Here is a 17,444-nt window from a genome sequence, read left to right as displayed (position 1 = left end):
GGCGGAGGCGGCGGTGGTTTCGCGTTTCCCGTCGGCACGGGCAACGGCGGCACCCCGCCCGCCGCCGAATCGCCCGGCACGCTGAGCGGCACCGTGGCCACCGGCGCGGCCTTTGCCGGCGCCGCGCTCACCGTGTTCGACCAGACCGGCGCCAAGGTCTGCGAAGTGACCGTGCCGGCCGAAGGCACCTACAGCTGCGTGCTGCCCGCGGGCACCAAGGCACCGCTGGTGATCCAGGCCGTGCGCGACGACCTCACGCTCTACAGCACCACCGCCAGCACCGCCACCGGCACCACCAACGTCACGCCGCTGACCACCGTGGTGGTGGCGCAGCTGGCGCCCAACGGCGACCCCTCCAAGCTCGCCGCCGCGGAGCAGGCCGATGCTGGCGCCGTCACACCGGGCGCCATCAGCGACCAGGTGGCCAAGCTCGTGGCCGCGCTCAAGCCGCTGCTGGACGCGCTCAACACCAGCATCGACCCGATGAGCGGCACCTTCCAGGCCAACGGCACGGGACAGGACCGCGTGCTCGACACGCTGAACGTCTCGGTGCGCCCCGACGGCACGGCCGCCAACATCGAGATCACCGTCAAGGCGCAGCCCGCGAGCGAAGAGAGCGCGCCGGTGTCCATCGTCTTTCGCACCGGAGAGAGCAGCATCGCGCCGCTGCCCGCGGTCGATGCCGCGGCCCTCGTGCAGCCGCCCACGCCGGCGATGGTCAAGGACCTGCTGGACCGCCTCAACGCCTGCTACGCGCTGCCGCTGAACGAGCGCGTGGACAGCACCATCGGCTCCGACGGCAATGCCTTTGGCGAGGCCGCCAACGTGGTCGCGCCGGCCTGCCGCACGCTGTTCGTGGGCGACGACCCGGCCAGCTTCGTCGCGGCCGGCCTGCACATCGGGCGCGCGTCGAGCGGCCCGCGCCGGCCTTTCGAAAGCCTGTTCCGTTTCGGCCCCACGAACCTGAAGCACGACCGCGGCAACTTCGAATACTTCCACCCGGGCGGCGACATCGCGCTCACCTACCGCTGGACCGACAGCGTGGGCAACACCGACAACGACGTGTTCAACGCCAGGATCGTGAATGGCGCGCTCAAGCTCACCGGCAACAGCAACGCCTACCGCGCCGCCGTGCGCCCGCAGCAGGAGCTGAAGGACTTCCTCAAGCACGCGAACCTGAAGTACCACGCCGCGGGCTACAACGTGTCAGTGGACAACGTGCTCGACGGCAACGGCGACTCGATCTTCACGAAGGTGGTGGCCACCTCGTCCGCGCTGCCCGGCCGCGAGCTGGTCCTCGTGCCCCGGGCCGGGCTGACCACCCTGGTGCTCACCACCGACGGTACCGCCAACGGCGCGCTGAACTCCTCGCTGTGGCGCATGGCCGCGCGCTACGTGGACCCGGCGCAAGGCGGCAACCCGAGCAGCGTCGAGCCCGGCAATCTCTTCGCAGCGCCGCAGTTCGACGACACGCAGCTGAGCGCCATTCCCGACCAGGCGGTCTGGAAGCTCGAGTTCTTCCTGGCGGCCGGCGGGACCAACCCGGTGCAGTACGTGCGCACCTTCTCGCGCGCGCCGACCCTCGCCGAGGCCGTGCAACTGCCGACCGTGGAAATCACGCCGGCCCTGCGCGCCGAGCTGATGCAGGAAATCGACGGCGTTCCGCGCGGCATCGTGTTCGGCGCGCCGGTGCCGTCCGACCCCAGTGCCAACAACATCGACTTCAGCGCCGAGGGCAACCTCGACGGCTGGGCCGTGCCCAGCGGCGCCTACGCCCCGACCACCTTCCTGGTGGCCGGCCGTGGCCCGAACAACAACCGCTTCACCGACTCGATCACCGTGCGCACCTCGGCGCGCAAGGCCGTCATCTACTGCCAGCCGGTGAACTCGCCGAGCGACAACCACTGCGTGAGCGTCGGCAACAACGCTTACCAATACGCGCAGGGCTCGTCGGTCAGCAGCTTCATCTTCACGGCACGCACCGCGCGCCAGGTCGATGTGCGCAAGAACTTCGAGGCGTGGACCTACTCGCCTCCCTGATTCCTTTCCTGCTGTCACCGCATGAAAAAAGCCGCCGCCCCTTTCGGGTCGGCGGCTTTTTCTATGGGAGATCGAAAGGATCAGTCAGCGTACACGCCGGCGGCCTTGATGATCGGGCCCCACTTGGCGATTTCAGCCGCGACGAACTTCTTGTGTTCTGCCGGCTCGACGCGCTTGTCGGTGGTGATCACGGCGCCCAGGCCTTCTTCGCGCTTGATGAACGCCGGGTCCTTCATGGCGGCCTTGATGGCCTCGTTGATCTTCTTCAGCACCGGTGCGGGCGTGCCCTTGGGGGCGTACACGCCGTGCCAGATCGACACTTCGAAGCCCTTCAGGCCCGACTCGTCGAGCGTGGGCAGGTCTTTCAGCGCGGGCGTGGTCAGGCGCTTGGCGGTGGTCACGGCGTAGGCCTTGACTTTCTTGGCCTCGATCTGCGACGTGGTGTTGGTGGTCTGGTCGCACAGCAGGTCGATCTGGCCGCCCAGCAGGTCGGCGATGGCCGGTGCGGTGCCCTTGTACGGCACGGGCGTCATCTCGATCTTCAGCGCGCTCTGGAACAGCAGGCCGCACAGGTGCGAGGCGGCGCCCAGGCCGGCGTTGCCCAGGTTGATCTTGCCCTTGTTGGCATTGATCCAGGTCGTCAGTTCCTTGTAGTTGTTGGCGGGCAGGCCGGGCTTGCCGATGAGCGTCATCGGCACTTCATTGACCATGCCGAGGTATTCGAAGTCGTTCTCGACGTTGAACGGCAGCTTGCGGTACAGCGCCGGCATCGTCGACATGCCGATGTGGTTCAGCAGCAGCGTGTAGCCGTCGGGGTTGGCGCGCGCCACCTTGGCGGTGCCGATCGAGCTGCCGGCGCCGGCGGTGTTGTCCACGATGATCGTCGTGCCCAGCGTCTTCTGCAGCGATTCGGCCAGGTCGCGGGCCACGCGGTCGGTCGGGCCGCCGGCCGAGAAAGGCACCACCAGCGTCACGGGCTTGCCTGCGGGGAAATCCTGGGCGTGTGCGCCGACGGCGGCCGCGGCAATCGCCGCGAGGGCAAACAGTTTCTTCATGATGTCTCCGACGGAGTTTTTAAATGGAAAGGGTCGCGATCTTATCGGCTGACCGGGGGCTGACCCATACCGAATAGCCCTTAGGAATGTCACCGTTTTCGCCCCATGCTGGGGCATGATCACGCCCGTCCCGCGCACCCGCGCCGGGGTGACCACAACCACAAACAGGCCAGCCCGACGGGCGGCATCGAGGAGAAGAAACCAATGGATCCCTGGGTCTATCCGCGCGAGCGCTGGCTCGGCAAACTCACGCTCGTTCTGGGCCTGCTGGCCTGGACGCTGATCGTCGTCGGCACGCTGGGCATTGCGCTGCTGTACGTGCTGCTGGGCTTCATCGGCTACGTGTTCGCGCAGTCGGCGGTCATCGCCTGGATCAAGGGCACGGGCGTGAAGCTGTCGCCCCAGCAGCTGCCCGAGCTGCACGCGCGCTTCGTCGACTGCTGTACCCGCCTGGGCATCGCGCAGCCGCCCGAGGCCTACCTGCTGCACGGCGACGGCATGTTCAACGCCTTTGCCACGCGCTTTTTCGGCCGCAACTTCGTGGTGCTGCTGTCCGACGTGGTCGACGCCATGGAGGCGCAGCCCGACGGCATCCATTTCTACATGGGCCACGAGCTGGGCCACATCCGCCGCGGCCACCTCACGGGCCACATCTGGCGCGCGCCCGTGCTCTGGCTGCCGCTCCTGGGCGCGGCCTATGCGCGCGCCAAGGAATACACCTGCGACCTGCACGGCGCCGCCTGCTGCCGCGAGGTCGACTCCGCACCGCGCGCGCTGGTGGCGCTGGCCGCCGGCGCGCAGCAGTGGCGCAACGTGAACCTGCAGCGCTACGCCGCCCAGTCGGCCGGCAACCGCGGCTTCTGGGGCTCGTTCCACGAACTCATCGGCGGCTACCCCTGGCTCACCAAGCGCGTCGCCCGCGCCATCGACCCGGGCGCCAAGCTGCCCGAGCGCAACCCGGTGGCGTACCTGCTCGCGCTCTTCGTGCCCTACGCCGGGCGCGCGGGTGGCGGCGCAGCGGGTGTGCTGATCGTGGTGGCTGTCATCGGCGTCATGGCGGCTGCAGCCATCCCCGCCTACCAGGAGTACCAGACCCGCGCCGTCGTCGCGCAGGCCTGGGCCGAGGGCGCGCCGGTGCGCAACGCGCTCACGCGCCACTATGAAGAAAAGGCCGAGATCCCCGACACCCTGGCCGCCGTCGGCCTGCCGGAGAACCTGCCCAACGGCGCGACCCTCACGCTCGACCCCGACAGCATGGTGGTGGAGGTGGCCACGACCAAGGGCACGCTGCGCATGGAGCCGTCGTCGACCGACCGGGGCATTGCGTGGCATTGCAGCGCGGGGGAGGGGTTGAAGGACAAGGCGTTGCCGGCGAGCTGCAAGAAGTAGCCGGGCATTGGCCCTGATGACGTCTCCCGCTTCCATCGCAAACGCGTGGCGCCTGCCGCGCGACTTCGCGCTCATCACCGTGGCGGTCGAAGCGGCCATCGTGGGGGTCCACTTCGGCAGGCAGTTGTGGCCCGGCTCGGGGCACGAGGGCTATGGCCTGGACGTGTGGGCGGGCATGGCGGCCAACCTCGCAATGTCCTGGGTGCTGGCGGCGGCACTGGCCTGGAGCCATGCGCGCCAGGCATTGGAGGTGCGTGGCGGTGCGCGCCTGGCGCAGCTGCGCGGCCCGCGTGTGCGTCATGCCGGGGCCTATCTCATCGTGCGGGTGCTGGACTACTTCGTGCTGAGCCCGTGGCTCTACGGGCTGGGGTTGCTCTACATGCCGGGCGGTCGGCTGGTGCAACTGGCGATGCTGGTGCTGAGCGTGTGGCTGGCAACCTGGCTTGCGCTGAGGCAGGGCACTCAGGCATCGGCCGCGTCGTTCGATGCGGGCGATGCCGACGCCGTGGCGCCTGCGAGCGCATCGCCGGGTCGGGCCACGGTAGCGCTGTTGATCGCCGCCGTGTCCGCGTCGATCCAGATTTGGTGCGCGATGGTCACGGACCCGTGGCACGAGGCCATGAGGACCATGGACCGCGTGGCGCCCTTCCTGAGCTGGGTCGCGCCGCCGTTGTTGGTCTTTGCGCTGGCGTTCTGGGGCGCGTGGCTCGGCATCGGCCGTGGCCCGCTCCCCACACGGGTCCGGCCCTTCCGGGCCGTGGCCGCGTCGGTGCTGGCCTTTGTGCTGGTGCTGGCGGGCTGCGCTGCCGTCATCCTCGCGGGACTGGGGTTGCTGGAGCCGTCCCAGACCAGCATGGCCGGTGTCGGCGACCTGGTCATCCTGCTGGCCGCGCTCGTACCGCTCTACCCCTTACTGACCGTGCTGCTCACGCGCTTCATCACCCGCCGCCTGTACCGCCCCTACTTGTAGCTGCGCGCGTCCTCGATCACCTTGCCGTCGTTCGGCAGGGTGCCCGGCGCCACCAGTTCGATGGTGCCGCGCAGCTTGGTCACTTCGCGCACCGCGTCGGCAATGCGTGCGTCGAGCCCGGCCGGGGCGCCGGCGCATTCCAGCTTGAAGGTCATCTGGTCGTCGCCCATCTCGCCCGACACCACGAGCCGCGCGCGCACGATCTCGGGAAAGCGCCGCACGACCTCGGCGACCTGCGAGGGGTGCACGAACATGCCGCGCACCTTGGTGGTCTGGTCGGCGCGGCCGAGCCAGCCCTTGATGCGCTTGTTGGTGCGGCCCGTGGGGCAGGTGCCCGCGAGCACGGCCGAGAGATCGCCGGTGCCGAAGCGCACCAGCGGGTAGTCGGGGTTGAAGGTGGTGACCACGATCTCGCCCACCTCGCCGTCGGGCACCGGGTCGCCGGTGCCGGGGCGCACGATCTCGACCAGCACGCCCTCGTCGATCACCAGGCCCTGGCGCGCGCTGGTTTCGTAGGCGATGAGGCCCAGGTCTGCGGTCGCGTAGCACTGGATGCCCTGCACGCCGTGCGCGGCGATCCAGTCGTGCAGGCTGGGCGGAAAGGCCTCGCCGGACACCAGCGCCTTGGTGAACCACGGCAGCTTCTGGCCCTTTTCCTCGGCCTTCTCCAGCAGGATCTTCAGGAAGCTCGGCGTGCCCGCGTAGCCGTCGGGCTTGAGGTCGACGATGGCTTCGAGCTGCTGCTCGGTCTGGCCCGTGCCGCCCGCGAAGATGGTGCAGCCCATGGCATGCGCGCCGCTTTCCATGATCGAGCCGGCCGGCGTCATGTGGTAGCTGAAGCTGTTGTGGATCAGCTCGCCGCTGCGAAAGCCCGCCGCATGCAGCGCCCGCGCGGTGCGCCAGTAGTCGCGTGCCTCGCCCTCGGGTTCGTAGATGGTGCCGGGGCTTGCGAAGATGCGCGGCATGCGCGGCCCGCGCACGATCGACGCAAAGCCGCCGAAGGGGTCGTCGGCGCGGCGTGCCTTCTGCAGTTCGAGCAGTTCCGACTTGCGGGTGACGGGCAGCTTCGCGAGCGCTTCGCGCGAGGTGACGTCGCCGGGCTTCACGCCGTCGAGGATCTTCGTGAAAGCGGGGGAGGCGGTCTGGGCCTGGGCGATCTGCTTGGGCAGTGCGGCCAGCAGGTCACGTTCGCGTTCGGCGGGGTCGCGGATTTCCAGTTGGTCGTAGTGGTCGTTCATGTCCGTACCCTTCGTCTATCGATTCGGTCGCTCTGGGGTGGGTACTTCAGGCCAGCCAACGCTTGCGGCGTTTGTAGCTTTTGACGTCGCGGAAGCTCTTGCGGTCCGCGCCGCCCACGCCGAGGTAGAACTCCTTCACGTCCTCGTTCTCGCGCAGGCTCTTGGCCTCGCCGTCCATCACGATGCGGCCGTTCTCCAGGATGTAGCCGTAGTCGGCGTAGCGCAGCGCCATGTTGGTGTTCTGCTCGGCCAGCAGGAAGGTCACTTTTTCCTTGGTGTTCAGGTCTTTCACGATCTCGAACACCTCTTCCACGATCTGCGGGGCCAGGCCCATCGAGGGCTCGTCCAGCAGCACCATGGTCGGGTTGGCCATCAGTGCGCGGCCGATGGCGCACATCTGCTGCTCGCCGCCCGAGGTGTAGGCCGCCTGCGAGGTGCGGCGCGTCTTCAGGCGCGGGAAATACGCGTAGACCTTCTCCAGCGTCTCCTGCACCGAGGCCTTGCCGTCGGTGCGCGTGTAGGCGCCGGTCATCAGGTTCTCTTCGATGGTCAGGTGGGCGAAGCAGTGGCGGCCTTCCATCACCTGGATCAGCCCGCGCTTGACCAGCTCGGCCGGCGACAGCGCCTCGATGCGCTCGCCGCGCAGCTCGATGGTGCCCTTGGTCACGGCGCCGCGTTCGCCCGCGAGCAGGTTGCTCACGGCGCGCAGCGTGGTCGTCTTGCCGGCGCCGTTGCCGCCGAGCAGCGCGACGATGCCGCTTTCGGGCACGGTCAGCGACACGCCCTTGAGCACGAGGATCACGTGGTTGTAGATGACCTCGATGCCGTTGACGTTGAGAAGGATCTTGGGTTCGCTCATGGTGTGGTCCGAAGCATTCGCAAGAACGGCACATCGCCGTCCTTGCGAATGGCGGCTCTTGCGAGCCGCCACGGCACTCAGTGCATCAGGATTGGCAGTCCGCGGCTTCGCGGCGCGTCAGCTTCTTCTCGCCCGCGTACTTGTCGGCAGCCGCCTTCACCATCGGCTTGATGATCTGGCTGTCGGCCTCGTACCAGTCGGACATGCCGCCCCACTTGGCGCCGTCCCAGGTGTGCACGCGCGCCCAGGTCGAGCCCATGTGGTCCTGGCACGAGGTGCTCACCGGGCGCATCACGCCCGAGAAGCCCAGTGCGTCCAGCTTCTTCTGGTCGAGTGCGAGGTTCTCCATGCCCCAGCGCACCTGCTCGCCGGTCATGACCTTGCCCTTGCCGAAGCGCTCCTGCGCACGCCGCACGGCCTCGATGGTCAGCATCTGGATGATCACGCCGCGCGTGTAGAGCACCGAGCCCACTTCGTCCTTCGGACCCGTGCCCTGGCCCTTGTCGTGCACCTGCTTGAGGATGTCCTGGATCACCTTGGGCTGCGTGCCCGAGGTGTTCAGCGCCAGCGCGTTGTAGCCCTTGGCGTTGGCGCCCACGTCCTTCACGTCGGGTTCGGCGCCGGCCCACCACACGCCGTACATCTTCTCGCGCGGGTAGCCCGTGGCCACGGCTTCCTTCAGGGCGGTGGAGTTCATCACGCCCCAGCCCCACAGCAGCACGAAGTCCGGACGCGACTGGCGCACCTGCAGCCAGGCCGACTTCTGTTCCACGCCCGGTGCGGTCACGGGAATGAGCGACAGTTCGAAGCCGTTCTGCTTGGCGCGCTCCTGCAGCAGCGGGATCGGCTCCTTGCCGAACGGCGAGTCGTGGTACACGAGGGCGATCTTCTTGCCCTTGAGCTTGTCCATGCCGCCTTCTTTTTTGCCGATGTGCTGGATCAGGATGTCGGCCGCGGTCCAGTAGGAGCCCATGAGCGGGAAGTTCCACTTGAACACGCCGCCGTCCTGCGAGGCCGACAGGCCGTAGCCCAGCGTGATGAGCGGGATCTTGTCGGTGGGCACCTTGTCGGTCAGCGCGAAGGTGATGCCGGTGGCCTGCGGGTCGAAAAGCGTCACGCCCGGGCGGCCCTTCAGGCGCTCGTAGCATTCCACGCCCTTGTCGGTGGCGTAGCCGGTTTCGCATTCCTCGTACGTGATCTTCACGCCGTTGATGCCGCCGGTGGCGTTGATGTACTTGATGTAGTCCTGCTTGCCGTTGGCCCAGGGCGTGCCGTTGGGCGCGTAGGGGCCGGTGCGGTACACCAGCAGCGGGAAGAACTGTTCCTTGGCCTGGGCCTGCGCGATCGAAGGCGCGAAGGCCGCGCCGAGGGTGCTGGCCACCAGGGCGGCGGTCAGAGCGAGCGATTTCAGTGTCATGCCTGTCTCCTTTTGTGGGCACCTCGGTGCCGGGTTTTTACGAACGAACAACAACGAACCAGAACCTGTCAGTGCGGGAAGGGCCACAGCCGCAGCTTTTCCTTGGCCGTGGACCACAGCCGCGCCAGGCCGTGCGGCTCCACGATCAGGAAGAACACGATCAGCGCGCCGAAGATCATGGTCTCCAGGTGCGAGGCCAGCGCGGTCGAGATCGAGAAGCCCAGCCACCCCGGCAACTGGTTCAGGAAGAGCGGCAGCAGCACGATGAAGGCGGCGCCGAAGAAGCTGCCCATGATCGAGCCGAGTCCGCCGATGATCACCATGAACAGCAGCTGGAACGAACGGTCGATGCTGAACGCCGCCGGCTCCCAGGCACCGAGGTGAATGAAGCCCCACAGCGCGCCGGCCACGCCGACGATGAAGCTGCTCACCGCGAAGGCCGTGAGCTTGGCGTACACCGGGCGGATGCCGATCACCGCGGCGGCCACGTCCATGTCGCGCATCGCCATCCATTCGCGGCCGATGGCGCTGCGCACGAGGTTCTTGGCGAGCAGTGCGAACACCACCACGAAGATCAGGCAGAACAGGTACTTCTGTACCGGCGACTCGATCGGCACGCCGAACACGTTCAGCCCCGCCACGCTCACCGAGCCCGAGGACGAGTTGTTGGTGAACCACTGGATGCGCAGGAAGGCCCAGTCGGTGAAGAACTGCGCGGCCAGCGTGGCCACCGCCAGGTACAGGCCCTTGATGCGCAGGCTCGGAATGCCGAACAGCACGCCGATCACCGTCGCGCACAGCCCGCCCAGCAGCAGCGAGGCGATGAGCGGCATGCCGTCGATGCGCACCTGGAAGTTGTAGGCCGCGTAGGCGCCCACCGCCATGAAGGCGCCGGTGCCCAGCGAGATCTGACCGCAGTAGCCGACCAGGATGTTCAGGCCGAGCGCCGCCAGCGACAGGATCAGGAAGGGCGTGAGGATGGCGCGCATCCAGTAGTCGGACACGCCCATCGGCACCACGACGAACGCCACGAGCAGCAGCACCAGGATCGCCAGGCGGTCCTGCGCGATCGGGAAGATCTGTTGGTCGGCGCGGTAGCTCGACTTGAACTGGCCGTTTTCTCTGTAGAACATGTGCTCAGACCCGATCGATGATTTTTTGGCTACGGCCCGCTTCGCTTAACTTGCTGCGCAAGTTAGCCTCCACCGAAAAATTGTTGATCTCGTATTTCATACGCGATCAATAATTTTTTCGCCGAACAGACCCTGCGGACGAACCAGCAGGAAGACCAGCGCGAGGACATAGGCAAACCAGATCTCGATGCCGCCACCGAGCATGGGGCCGAGATAGATTTCAGACAGCTTCTCGCCGACACCGATCAACAGGCCGCCGATGATGGCGCCGGGGATCGAGGTCAGCCCGCCGAGGATCACCACCGGCAGAGCTTTGAGCGCCACCAGCGAGAGCGAGAACTGCACGCCGAGCTTGGAGCCCCAGATGATCCCGGCCACCAGTGCCGAGAAGCCGGCCACCGACCACACGATCACCCAGATGCGCGACAGCGGAATGCCGATCGATTGCGCGGCCTGGTGGTCGTCGGCCACCGCGCGCAGCGCACGGCCCGTGGCGGTCTTCTGGAAGAAGATCGCCAGCACCACCACCAGCGCGGCGGACACCAGCGCGGCGATCAGGTCTTCCTGGCTCAGCAGCAGGCCGCCCTGGAAGGTGCCTTCGAGCACCATCAGCGGTTCCTTGGGCATGCCCACGTCGATCTTGTAGATGTCGTTGCCGAAGATCGTCTGGCCCACGCCGTCCAGAAAGTAGGCGATGCCCAGCGTGGCCATCAGCAGCGTGATGCCTTCCTGGTTCACCAGCTTGCTCAGCGCCAGCCGTTCGATGAGCCAGGCCACCACGATCATCACGGCCATGGCCGCGATGAAGGCCAGGATGTTCGCGAGGATCTGGCTCTGGAAGCCGAACCACTGCGGGAACCACTCGGCGAAGCGCGCCATGGCCAGCGCCGCGAACAGCACCATCGCGCCCTGCGCGAAGTTGAAGACGCCCGAGGCCTTGTAGATCAGCACGAAGCCGATCGCGATCAGCGAATACAGCATGCCGACCATGAGGCCGCCGAAAAGGGTTTCGAGGAAAAATCCCATGGTCAATGCTCCACGCCGAGGTACGCCCGGATCACGTCTTCGTTGTTCCGAACTTCATCCGGCGTGCCGTCGCCGATCTTCTTGCCGTAGTCCAGCACCACCACGCGGTCGGAGATGTCCATCACCACGCCCATGTCGTGCTCGATGAGCACGATGGTCGCGCCGAACTCGTCGTTCACGTCGAGGATGAAGCGGCTCATGTCCTGCTTCTCTTCGACGTTCATGCCGGCCATGGGCTCGTCCAGCAGCAGCACCTGCGGCTCCATCGCCAGCGCGCGGCCGAGGTCGACGCGCTTTTGCAGGCCGTAGGGCAGGCGGCCCACCGGCGTCTTGCGGTGCGCCTGGATTTCCAGGAAGTCGATGATGTGCTCGACGAACTCGCGGTGCTGCAGCTCTTCGCGTTCGGCCGGGCCCCAGCGCAGCGCCTGTGCGAACAGGCCGCTCTTCATCTTGAGGTTGCGCCCGGTCATGATGTTGTCGAGCACGCTCATGCCCTTGAACAGCGCCAGGTTCTGGAAGGTGCGCGCCACGCCCATCTCGGCCACCTGGCGAGAGTTCATGTGCTTGAAGGTCTGGCCGCGGAAGGTGATGGAGCCCTGCTGCGGCCAGTACACGCCGTTGATGCAGTTCAGCATCGAGCTCTTGCCCGCGCCGTTGGGGCCGATGATGGCCCGCACCTCGTGCTCGCGCACGTTGAAGCTGATGTCGGTCAGCGCCTTCACGCCGCCGAAGCTCAGGCTGATGTTCTGGACGTCGAGGATGACGTCGCCAATTTTCCGGTTGCTCATGCGGCGGCCTTCACGATGGGGAAGGTCTTGGCGTCGTTGATCTTCAGCGTGGCGCTGACAACCCCCGTGCGTCCGTCCTCGAACTTGACCTGGGTCTCGATGTACTGCGAGGTCTTGCCGCCGTACAGCGCATCGACCAGCACGGCGTATTTCTCGGCGATGAAGCCGCGGCGCACCTTGCGCGTGCGGGTCAGCTCGTCGTCGTCGGGGTCGAGCTCCTTGTGCAGCACGAGGAAGCGCGCGATCTGCGTCTCGCCCATGCCGTCCTCGGCCGCGAGGTCGGCGTTGACCTTGGCGATGCACTCGGCCACCAGCGTCAGCACCTCGGGCTTGCCGGCCAGGTCCACATAGCCGCCGTAGGCCAGGCCGCGGCGCTCGGCCCAGTTGCCGACCGCCTCGAAGTCGATGTTGATGAAGGCGCAGACCTCGTCGCGGCCGTTGCCGAAGCACACGGCCTCCTTGATCTGCGGGAAGAACTTGAGCTTGTTCTCGATGTAGTTGGGCGCAAAGATCGCGCCGCCCACGAGCCGGCCCACGTCCTTGGCGCGGTCGATGATGCGCAGGTGGCCTTCGCTGTCGAGCACGCCCGCGTCGCCGGTGTGGAAGTAGCCGTTGGCGTCGAGCACCTCGGCGGTGGCGTCGGGGCGCTTGTAGTACTCCTTGAGCACCGACACGCCGCGCACCAGCACCTCGCCGTCGTCGGCGATCTTCAGTTCGATGCCCGGCGCCGCCGTGCCCACGGTCTGCAACTTGACCTTGCCGTCCTGCTGCAGGCACACGTAGGCGCAGGTCTCGGTCTGGCCGTAGAACTGCTTGAGGTTCACGCCGATGGAGCGGTAGAAGCGGAACAGGTCGGGCCCGATGGCCGCGCCGGCCGTGTAGGCCACGCGGATGCGGCTCATGCCCAGCACGTTGCGCAGCGGGCCGTAGATGAGCAGGTTGCCCAGGCTGTACATGAAGCGGTCGCCGGTGCTCACCGGTGCGCCGTTCAGGATGTCGGCGCCCACGCGCTGCGCCAGCGCCATGAACTTCGCATACAGCCAGCGCTTGGGCGCGGCCGCGTCTTCCATGCGGATCGACACGGCCGTGAGCAGGCCTTCGAAGGTGCGCGGCGGGCCGAAGTAGTAGCTCGGGCCGATCTCGCGCATGTCGTTCATCACCGTCTCGGCCGACTCGGGGCAGTTGAGCGTGAAGCCGCCCACCAGCCACTGCGCCACCGAGAACAGGTGGTCGCCCACCCACGCCATCGGCAGGTAGCTCATGATGTTGTCGCCGGGGCCGAGCTTGTCGGTCTCCACGCCGCCGCGGCCCGCCGCGATGAAGCTGGCGTGCGTCTGGCACACGCCCTTGGGGCGGCCGGTGGTGCCCGAGGTGTAGAGGATCACGCCGACGTCGGTGGCTTCGCCGCTGGCCACGGCGCGGTCGTAGTAGCCGGCGTTGGCCTTGTCGAAGGCCCGGCCCAGCTCGCGCAGCTGCTCGTAGCTCATGAGCCCCGGCTGCTCGTAGTGGCGCAGGCCCTTGGGGTCGTCGTAGATGATGTGGCGGATGCCCTGCTGCTGGCCCTCCTGGCCTTGCTGCAGCTCGCGGCATTCGAGCAGCTTGTCGACCTGCTCCTGGTCTTCGACGATCACGAACTCGATGCTCGCGTCGTTCAGCATGAAGACCATCTCGCTGGCGACCGCGTCCTGGTACAGCGGCACGGGCACGCCGCGCAGGCTTTGCGCGGCGAGCACGGCCATGTACAGGTGCGGCCGGTTGGCGCCGACGATCGCAAGGTTGTCGAAGGCCTTGAAGCCAAGGCTTGCCAGACCGCAGGCCATCTCGCGCACTTCCTGCGCCACGGCGTTCCAGGTCCAGGTTTGCCAGATGCCAAGGTCTTTTTCGCGCACGGCGGGAGCCTCGGGACGGGCCTCGGCATGCGCGAGCAGCAGACGGGGGAAGGTGGGGGCGGTGGTTTGCACAGTGGCCGGATCGTAGGTCCCACTTTGACGCCCGGTTGTCGTTCCAACGACAATCCTAGGGACACTACTCCCCGGAGTTTCCCGATGCCTCCTGGCAACCTCAACCCACAGAACGTGCTCGGCGGTTCCATCAAGGACCGCGTGCGCCCTGCCAATGCCGCTGAACTCGACGGTATTCCGTGGCTGCCCACGCTCACGCCCGCCGAGCGCCGCCGCGCCGAGGCCACGCTCGTGGTGGGCGAGGCCGAGCCCGGCGACCTGGTGTGCCGCGTCGGGCGTTCGCCCACCTACTGGTTCGGCGTGGTCGAGGGCCTGCTGAAGATGAGCAACGACAACGCCGACGGTGGCTCGGTCACCTACACCGGCGTGCCGCCCGGCGGCTGGTTCGGCGAGGGCACGGTGATGAAGCGCGAGCCCTACCGCTACAACATCCAGGCGCTGCGCCGCAGCCTCGTGGCGGGGCTGCCGATCGAGAGCTTCCACTGGCTGCTGGACCACTCCATCGGCTTCAACCGCTTCGTGATGAACCAGCTCAACGAGCGGCTGGGCCAGTTCATCGCGGCGCTGGAGATCGACCGCCTGAACAACCCCGACGCACGCGTGGCGCGCAACCTGGTGTCGCTGTTCAACCCGGTGCTGTACCCCGGGGTGGGCGAGGTCTTGCGCATCACGCAGCAGGAACTGGCGTACCTTGTCGGCCTGTCGCGCCAGCGCGTGAACGAGGCGCTCAATGCGCTGTCGGCGCAGGGGCTGATCCGCGTGGAGTACGGTGGCCTGCGCGTGCTCGACCTGCCGGGCCTGCGCGCCACCGCGATGTCCAGCCGCAAGAACAACAGCACTTCGAACTGAAAGATAAAAACATGGCCCTCTCCGACCACCTGCAGATCGTGCCCGCCGACGCCCAGGCGAGCTTTCTGCCGCCGCAGCAGCAACAGGCCACGCAGGCCCGCAACGAGGAAGACGACGGCCCGACGCTCGAAGAGGCCATCGACCGCGCCGAGGCCTTGGGCGAACAGATCGACGCGCTCAACGAGATCCTGGCGCGCCCGCTCAAGGACATCCTGGCCGACCGCGAGAAGTCGGAAGAAGCCGCGCTGGCCTGGGACCGCTTCGGCGCGATGTGGATGCTGTCGCAGCGTGCCATGCGCCGCGTTGCGCTCGACCTGGCGGCGCAGCTCGGTGTGAGCGAGGAAGAGGTCGTGGCGCGCGCCATGGCGAACGCCAACGCGGTGCTCAACGGCGCGGATGAAGTCGACCTCGGCGGCTCCATCGCACCGGCGCAGCTGCAGCACATCGCCCGGCATCGCAACTTCCTGCGCGCCCAGTTCCGTACCGGCTGACGCGCGCGGCCTTTCGATATCCCTTAGCCTTGCGGCCTTCTCCTGCCCCTACACCACCATGACCACCTCCGCCTCTTCCCACCTCACCGTCATCACCGGCGCCTCGCGCGGCCTGGGCCGCGCCATGGCCGAACAGCTGCTGCAGGCCGGCCACACGGTGCTCGGCATTGCGCGCAAGTCCTCGCCCGAACTGGCCGAAGCCCCCAAGGCCGGCGGCGCCGAACTGACGCAATGGGAGCAGGACCTGTCCGACCCGGTCGCCGCCGCGGCGCGCCTGTCGGACTGGCTGCGCACGCTGGACGGCCAGCGCTTCGACAGCGTCACGCTCATCAACAACGCCGGCACCGTCGGCAACCCCGCGCCGCTGTCGCGCGCCGTGCCGGCCGAGCTGGCCCAGGCGCTGCGCATCGGGCTCGAGGCGCCGATGCTGCTCACGGCCGCTTTCCTGGGCGGCACGCGCGAATGGCGCGGCGCACGCAAGGTGCTGAACATCTCGTCGGGCCTGGGCCGCAACGCCCTGGGCAGCCAGGCGCCGTACTGCGCGGCCAAGGCCGGCATGGACCATTTCTCGCGCGCCGTGGCGCTCGAAGAGGTGCATGCGCCGAACGGCGCGCGCATCGTGTCGCTGGCGCCCGGCATCATCGACACCGACATGCAGGTGCAGCTGCGCGGCGCTTCGGCCGAACAGTTCCCGGACCGCACGCGCTTCGTGAGCATGAAGGAAGAAGGCCGGCTCGACAGCCCCCAGAGCGCGGCGGCCAAGGTGCTCGCCTACCTGGCGCGCGCGGACTTCGGCAGCAACCCCGTGGCCGACGTGCGCGACCCGGCCTGAACGCAGCGACCACATCATGGCCACCGCAAAGTCCATCGACACGCTCGAATACAAGCTCTTCCCGTCGCCGAGGAACGTGCACCGCATCGTCTTCGAGCACCAGGTGTTCGTGCCGTACCCGTACGCGCTGATCGTGATGGACGAGTTCTATTTCAAGGGCCGCTACAGCCTGTTCTCGGCCTGCCGCATGAGCGACGGGAAGATGGGGCAGGTGGCGACGTTCGAGGACGCGGCGGACGTCGAGATCTTCAACGCCAAGTTCGTGCCTGATTGAGCTCACCCCCAGGCTTCGCGCACTTCGTGTCGCTTCGCCAACCCCCTGCCGGGGGCAACACCAGCGGCCCGGCAAAGCCGGTTCCGCGGTGTTCCTGGTGAAAACCCCTCTTACTCGATCGTCGCGCCCGAGGCCTGCACGATCCCCTTCCACTTCTCGTAGTCGGTCTTCAGCAGCGCGGCGAACTGCTCCGGCGTCATGCTCTGCGGCTCCGCGCCCTGGGCAATGATGGCCGCCTTCATTTCGGGCGTGGCCAGCAGCTTGTTGACCGCCGCATTCAGCGTCGTGACGATGTCCTTGGGCGTGCCGGCCGGCACGAAGACGCCGTACCAGGTGCTCACGTCGAAGTCCTTGTAGCCCAGCTCGGCCACGGTGGGCGTGTCGGGCAGCGAGGTGCTGCGCTTGGCGGAGGTGACCGCCAGCGGGCGCAGCTTGCCGGCCTTGATCTGCGCCATGGCCGAGGGCACCGACGACACCATCAGGTCGACGTTGCCCGCGAGCACGTCCATCATGGCCGCGTTGGAGCCCTTGTAGGGCACGTGGCGCATCTTGATCTTGGCGGCGCCGTTGAAGATCTCGCCGGCCAGGTGGATGGTGGTGCCATTGCCCGGCGAGCCGTAGGTGATGGTGTCGGGCGCGGCGCGCGCGGCCTTCACCACGTCGTCCAGCGTCTTGAACTTGGAGTTGGCCTGCGTGACGATCACCACGGGCGTGTAGGCCACGTGGGCCACGGCCGTGAGGTCCTTCACCGGGTTGTAGCTCAGGCTCTTGTAGAGCCAGGGCGCGACGACCATGTTGTCCTTCTGGCCCATCACGATGTCGTAGCCCGTGGGCGTGGCGCGCGCGGCCTCGGCGATGCCGATGGTGCCGCCGGCGCCCGCGCGGTTGTCGGGCACCACGGTCCAGTGGTTGGCCTCGGTGAGCTTTTGCGCGACCAGGCGCGCCAGGATGTCGGTGCCGCCGCCGGGCGGGAAGGGCACGACCATGCGGATGGGCTTGGCAGGGTAGGCGGCGGTCTGGGCGTGGGCCGGGGCGGTGGCCGCCACGGCGGTGAAGGCCAGCGCGAAGGCCAGCGGACGGAGGAAGTTCGATGGGGTCATGGGGGCATTGTCTCGTTCTGGG

16 protein-coding genes are annotated in these 17,444 nt (G+C 67.5%); 7 read left to right on the top strand and 9 right to left on the bottom strand.

Annotated features, from left to right (window positions below):
• The coding region (locus tag AC07Y4_RS30485) for a carboxypeptidase regulatory-like domain-containing protein (protein WP_495275528.1) at positions 1 to 2,040 on the top strand (2,040 nt) is incomplete at its 5' end.
• An 80-nt stretch (positions 2,041 to 2,120) separates the two neighbouring features.
• Here the strand turns inward: AC07Y4_RS30485 and AC07Y4_RS30480 are convergent.
• Positions 2,121 to 3,095, bottom strand: a complete 975-nt coding sequence (locus tag AC07Y4_RS30480) for a tripartite tricarboxylate transporter substrate-binding protein (protein WP_139700556.1) — start codon at positions 3,093 to 3,095, stop codon at positions 2,121 to 2,123.
• Positions 3,096 to 3,299: 204 nt separating this feature from the next.
• Between AC07Y4_RS30480 and AC07Y4_RS30475 the strand changes: the two genes are divergently transcribed.
• Both AC07Y4_RS30475 and AC07Y4_RS30470 read left to right on the top strand, forming a co-directional pair.
• On the top strand, positions 3,300 to 4,484 hold the full coding sequence (locus AC07Y4_RS30475) for a M48 family metalloprotease (RefSeq protein WP_487847494.1): 1,185 nt from the start codon (positions 3,300 to 3,302) through the stop codon (positions 4,482 to 4,484).
• A 16-nt stretch (positions 4,485 to 4,500) separates the two neighbouring features.
• Positions 4,501 to 5,454, top strand: coding sequence for a hypothetical protein (locus AC07Y4_RS30470; protein ID WP_139700820.1), 954 nt, complete (start codon positions 4,501 to 4,503; stop codon positions 5,452 to 5,454).
• On the opposite strand, the gene AC07Y4_RS30465 is transcribed toward AC07Y4_RS30470, so the two are convergent.
• The 7 genes from AC07Y4_RS30465 to AC07Y4_RS30435 all read right to left on the bottom strand — a co-directional run bounded on the left by AC07Y4_RS30465 (position 5,445) and on the right by AC07Y4_RS30435 (position 13,876).
• Positions 5,445 to 6,692 carry a phenylacetate--CoA ligase family protein gene (locus AC07Y4_RS30465; protein ID WP_487847493.1) on the bottom strand — a complete coding sequence of 416 codons (1,248 nt, stop codon included), beginning with the start codon at positions 6,690 to 6,692 and terminating at the stop codon, positions 5,445 to 5,447. The genes AC07Y4_RS30470 and AC07Y4_RS30465 overlap by 10 nt on opposite strands.
• A 46-nt stretch (positions 6,693 to 6,738) precedes the next feature.
• Positions 6,739 to 7,551, bottom strand: coding sequence for an ABC transporter ATP-binding protein (locus AC07Y4_RS30460; protein ID WP_062473897.1), 813 nt, complete (start codon positions 7,549 to 7,551; stop codon positions 6,739 to 6,741).
• Between the two features lie 85 nt (positions 7,552 to 7,636).
• Positions 7,637 to 8,968: an ABC transporter substrate-binding protein gene (locus tag AC07Y4_RS30455; RefSeq protein WP_369645526.1), complete on the bottom strand. Its 1,332-nt coding sequence runs from the start codon at positions 8,966 to 8,968 to the stop codon at positions 7,637 to 7,639.
• 68 nt (positions 8,969 to 9,036) lie between these two features.
• Positions 9,037 to 10,101 (bottom strand): branched-chain amino acid ABC transporter permease, encoded by a 1,065-nt coding sequence (locus AC07Y4_RS30450; RefSeq protein ID WP_062473892.1) that lies wholly within the window; start codon positions 10,099 to 10,101, stop codon positions 9,037 to 9,039.
• A gap of 96 nt (positions 10,102 to 10,197) precedes the next feature.
• Positions 10,198 to 11,127, bottom strand: a complete 930-nt coding sequence (locus tag AC07Y4_RS30445; protein ID WP_070062998.1) for a branched-chain amino acid ABC transporter permease — start codon at positions 11,125 to 11,127, stop codon at positions 10,198 to 10,200.
• Positions 11,128 to 11,129: 2 nt separating this feature from the next.
• Positions 11,130 to 11,915 carry an ABC transporter ATP-binding protein gene (locus AC07Y4_RS30440; protein WP_062473888.1) on the bottom strand — a complete coding sequence of 262 codons (786 nt, stop codon included), beginning with the start codon at positions 11,913 to 11,915 and terminating at the stop codon, positions 11,130 to 11,132.
• Complete coding sequence (locus tag AC07Y4_RS30435; protein ID WP_487847491.1) at positions 11,912 to 13,876, bottom strand: AMP-dependent synthetase/ligase; 1,965 nt, start codon at positions 13,874 to 13,876, stop codon at positions 11,912 to 11,914. Before AC07Y4_RS30435 ends, AC07Y4_RS30440 begins: the two co-directional genes overlap by 4 nt.
• A gap of 84 nt (positions 13,877 to 13,960) precedes the next feature.
• On the opposite strand from AC07Y4_RS30435, the gene AC07Y4_RS30430 reads away from it, so the two are divergent.
• Genes AC07Y4_RS30430 through AC07Y4_RS30415 form a run of 4 tightly spaced genes read left to right on the top strand, consistent with a single transcriptional unit; the run spans position 13,961 to position 16,322 of the window.
• Positions 13,961 to 14,725, top strand: coding sequence for a Crp/Fnr family transcriptional regulator (locus AC07Y4_RS30430; protein ID WP_062473884.1), 765 nt, complete (start codon positions 13,961 to 13,963; stop codon positions 14,723 to 14,725).
• A gap of 11 nt (positions 14,726 to 14,736) precedes the next feature.
• Positions 14,737 to 15,216, top strand: a complete 480-nt coding sequence (locus tag AC07Y4_RS30425; RefSeq protein ID WP_062473882.1) for a hypothetical protein — start codon at positions 14,737 to 14,739, stop codon at positions 15,214 to 15,216.
• Between the two features lie 58 nt (positions 15,217 to 15,274).
• Positions 15,275 to 16,048 (top strand): SDR family NAD(P)-dependent oxidoreductase, encoded by a 774-nt coding sequence (locus tag AC07Y4_RS30420; RefSeq protein ID WP_487847490.1) that lies wholly within the window; start codon positions 15,275 to 15,277, stop codon positions 16,046 to 16,048.
• A 16-nt stretch (positions 16,049 to 16,064) separates the two neighbouring features.
• The gene (locus AC07Y4_RS30415) at positions 16,065 to 16,322 is read left to right on the top strand and encodes a hypothetical protein (protein WP_487847489.1); all 258 of its coding nucleotides are present in this window, start codon (positions 16,065 to 16,067) and stop codon (positions 16,320 to 16,322) included.
• 110 nt (positions 16,323 to 16,432) lie between these two features.
• On the opposite strand, the gene AC07Y4_RS30410 is transcribed toward AC07Y4_RS30415, so the two are convergent.
• A complete protein-coding gene (locus AC07Y4_RS30410; protein WP_487847488.1) occupies positions 16,433 to 17,422 on the bottom strand; it encodes a Bug family tripartite tricarboxylate transporter substrate binding protein in 990 nt (329 codons plus the stop codon).
• Positions 17,423 to 17,444: the final 22 nt, after the last annotated feature.

The organism is Variovorax sp. GW460-12-1-14-LB1, from assembly GCF_059423605.1.
The sequence above is the reverse complement of the archived record's forward strand: the minus strand, read 5'-3'. Positions and strand labels throughout refer to the sequence as shown.

What these genes read in the sequence shown, in the direction of transcription:
- AC07Y4_RS30425 (WP_062473882.1), top strand. Translation starts at nt 14,737, where the DNA reads ATGGCCCTCTCCGACCACCTGCAGATCGTGCCCGCCGACGCCCAGGCG.
- AC07Y4_RS30470 (WP_139700820.1), top strand. Translation starts at nt 4,501, where the DNA reads ATGACGTCTCCCGCTTCCATCGCAAACGCGTGGCGCCTGCCGCGCGAC.
- AC07Y4_RS30445 (WP_070062998.1), bottom strand. Translation starts at nt 11,127, where the DNA reads ATGGGATTTTTCCTCGAAACCCTTTTCGGCGGCCTCATGGTCGGCATG.
- AC07Y4_RS30480 (WP_139700556.1), bottom strand. Translation starts at nt 3,095, where the DNA reads ATGAAGAAACTGTTTGCCCTCGCGGCGATTGCCGCGGCCGCCGTCGGC.
- AC07Y4_RS30410 (WP_487847488.1), bottom strand. Translation starts at nt 17,422, where the DNA reads ATGACCCCATCGAACTTCCTCCGTCCGCTGGCCTTCGCGCTGGCCTTC.
- AC07Y4_RS30475 (WP_487847494.1), top strand. Translation starts at nt 3,300, where the DNA reads ATGGATCCCTGGGTCTATCCGCGCGAGCGCTGGCTCGGCAAACTCACG.
- AC07Y4_RS30420 (WP_487847490.1), top strand. Translation starts at nt 15,275, where the DNA reads ATGACCACCTCCGCCTCTTCCCACCTCACCGTCATCACCGGCGCCTCG.
- AC07Y4_RS30460 (WP_062473897.1), bottom strand. Translation starts at nt 7,551, where the DNA reads ATGAGCGAACCCAAGATCCTTCTCAACGTCAACGGCATCGAGGTCATC.
- AC07Y4_RS30465 (WP_487847493.1), bottom strand. Translation starts at nt 6,692, where the DNA reads ATGAACGACCACTACGACCAACTGGAAATCCGCGACCCCGCCGAACGC.
- AC07Y4_RS30450 (WP_062473892.1), bottom strand. Translation starts at nt 10,101, where the DNA reads ATGTTCTACAGAGAAAACGGCCAGTTCAAGTCGAGCTACCGCGCCGAC.
- AC07Y4_RS30415 (WP_487847489.1), top strand. Translation starts at nt 16,065, where the DNA reads ATGGCCACCGCAAAGTCCATCGACACGCTCGAATACAAGCTCTTCCCG.
- AC07Y4_RS30440 (WP_062473888.1), bottom strand. Translation starts at nt 11,915, where the DNA reads ATGAGCAACCGGAAAATTGGCGACGTCATCCTCGACGTCCAGAACATC.
- AC07Y4_RS30455 (WP_369645526.1), bottom strand. Translation starts at nt 8,968, where the DNA reads ATGACACTGAAATCGCTCGCTCTGACCGCCGCCCTGGTGGCCAGCACC.
- AC07Y4_RS30430 (WP_062473884.1), top strand. Translation starts at nt 13,961, where the DNA reads ATGCCTCCTGGCAACCTCAACCCACAGAACGTGCTCGGCGGTTCCATC.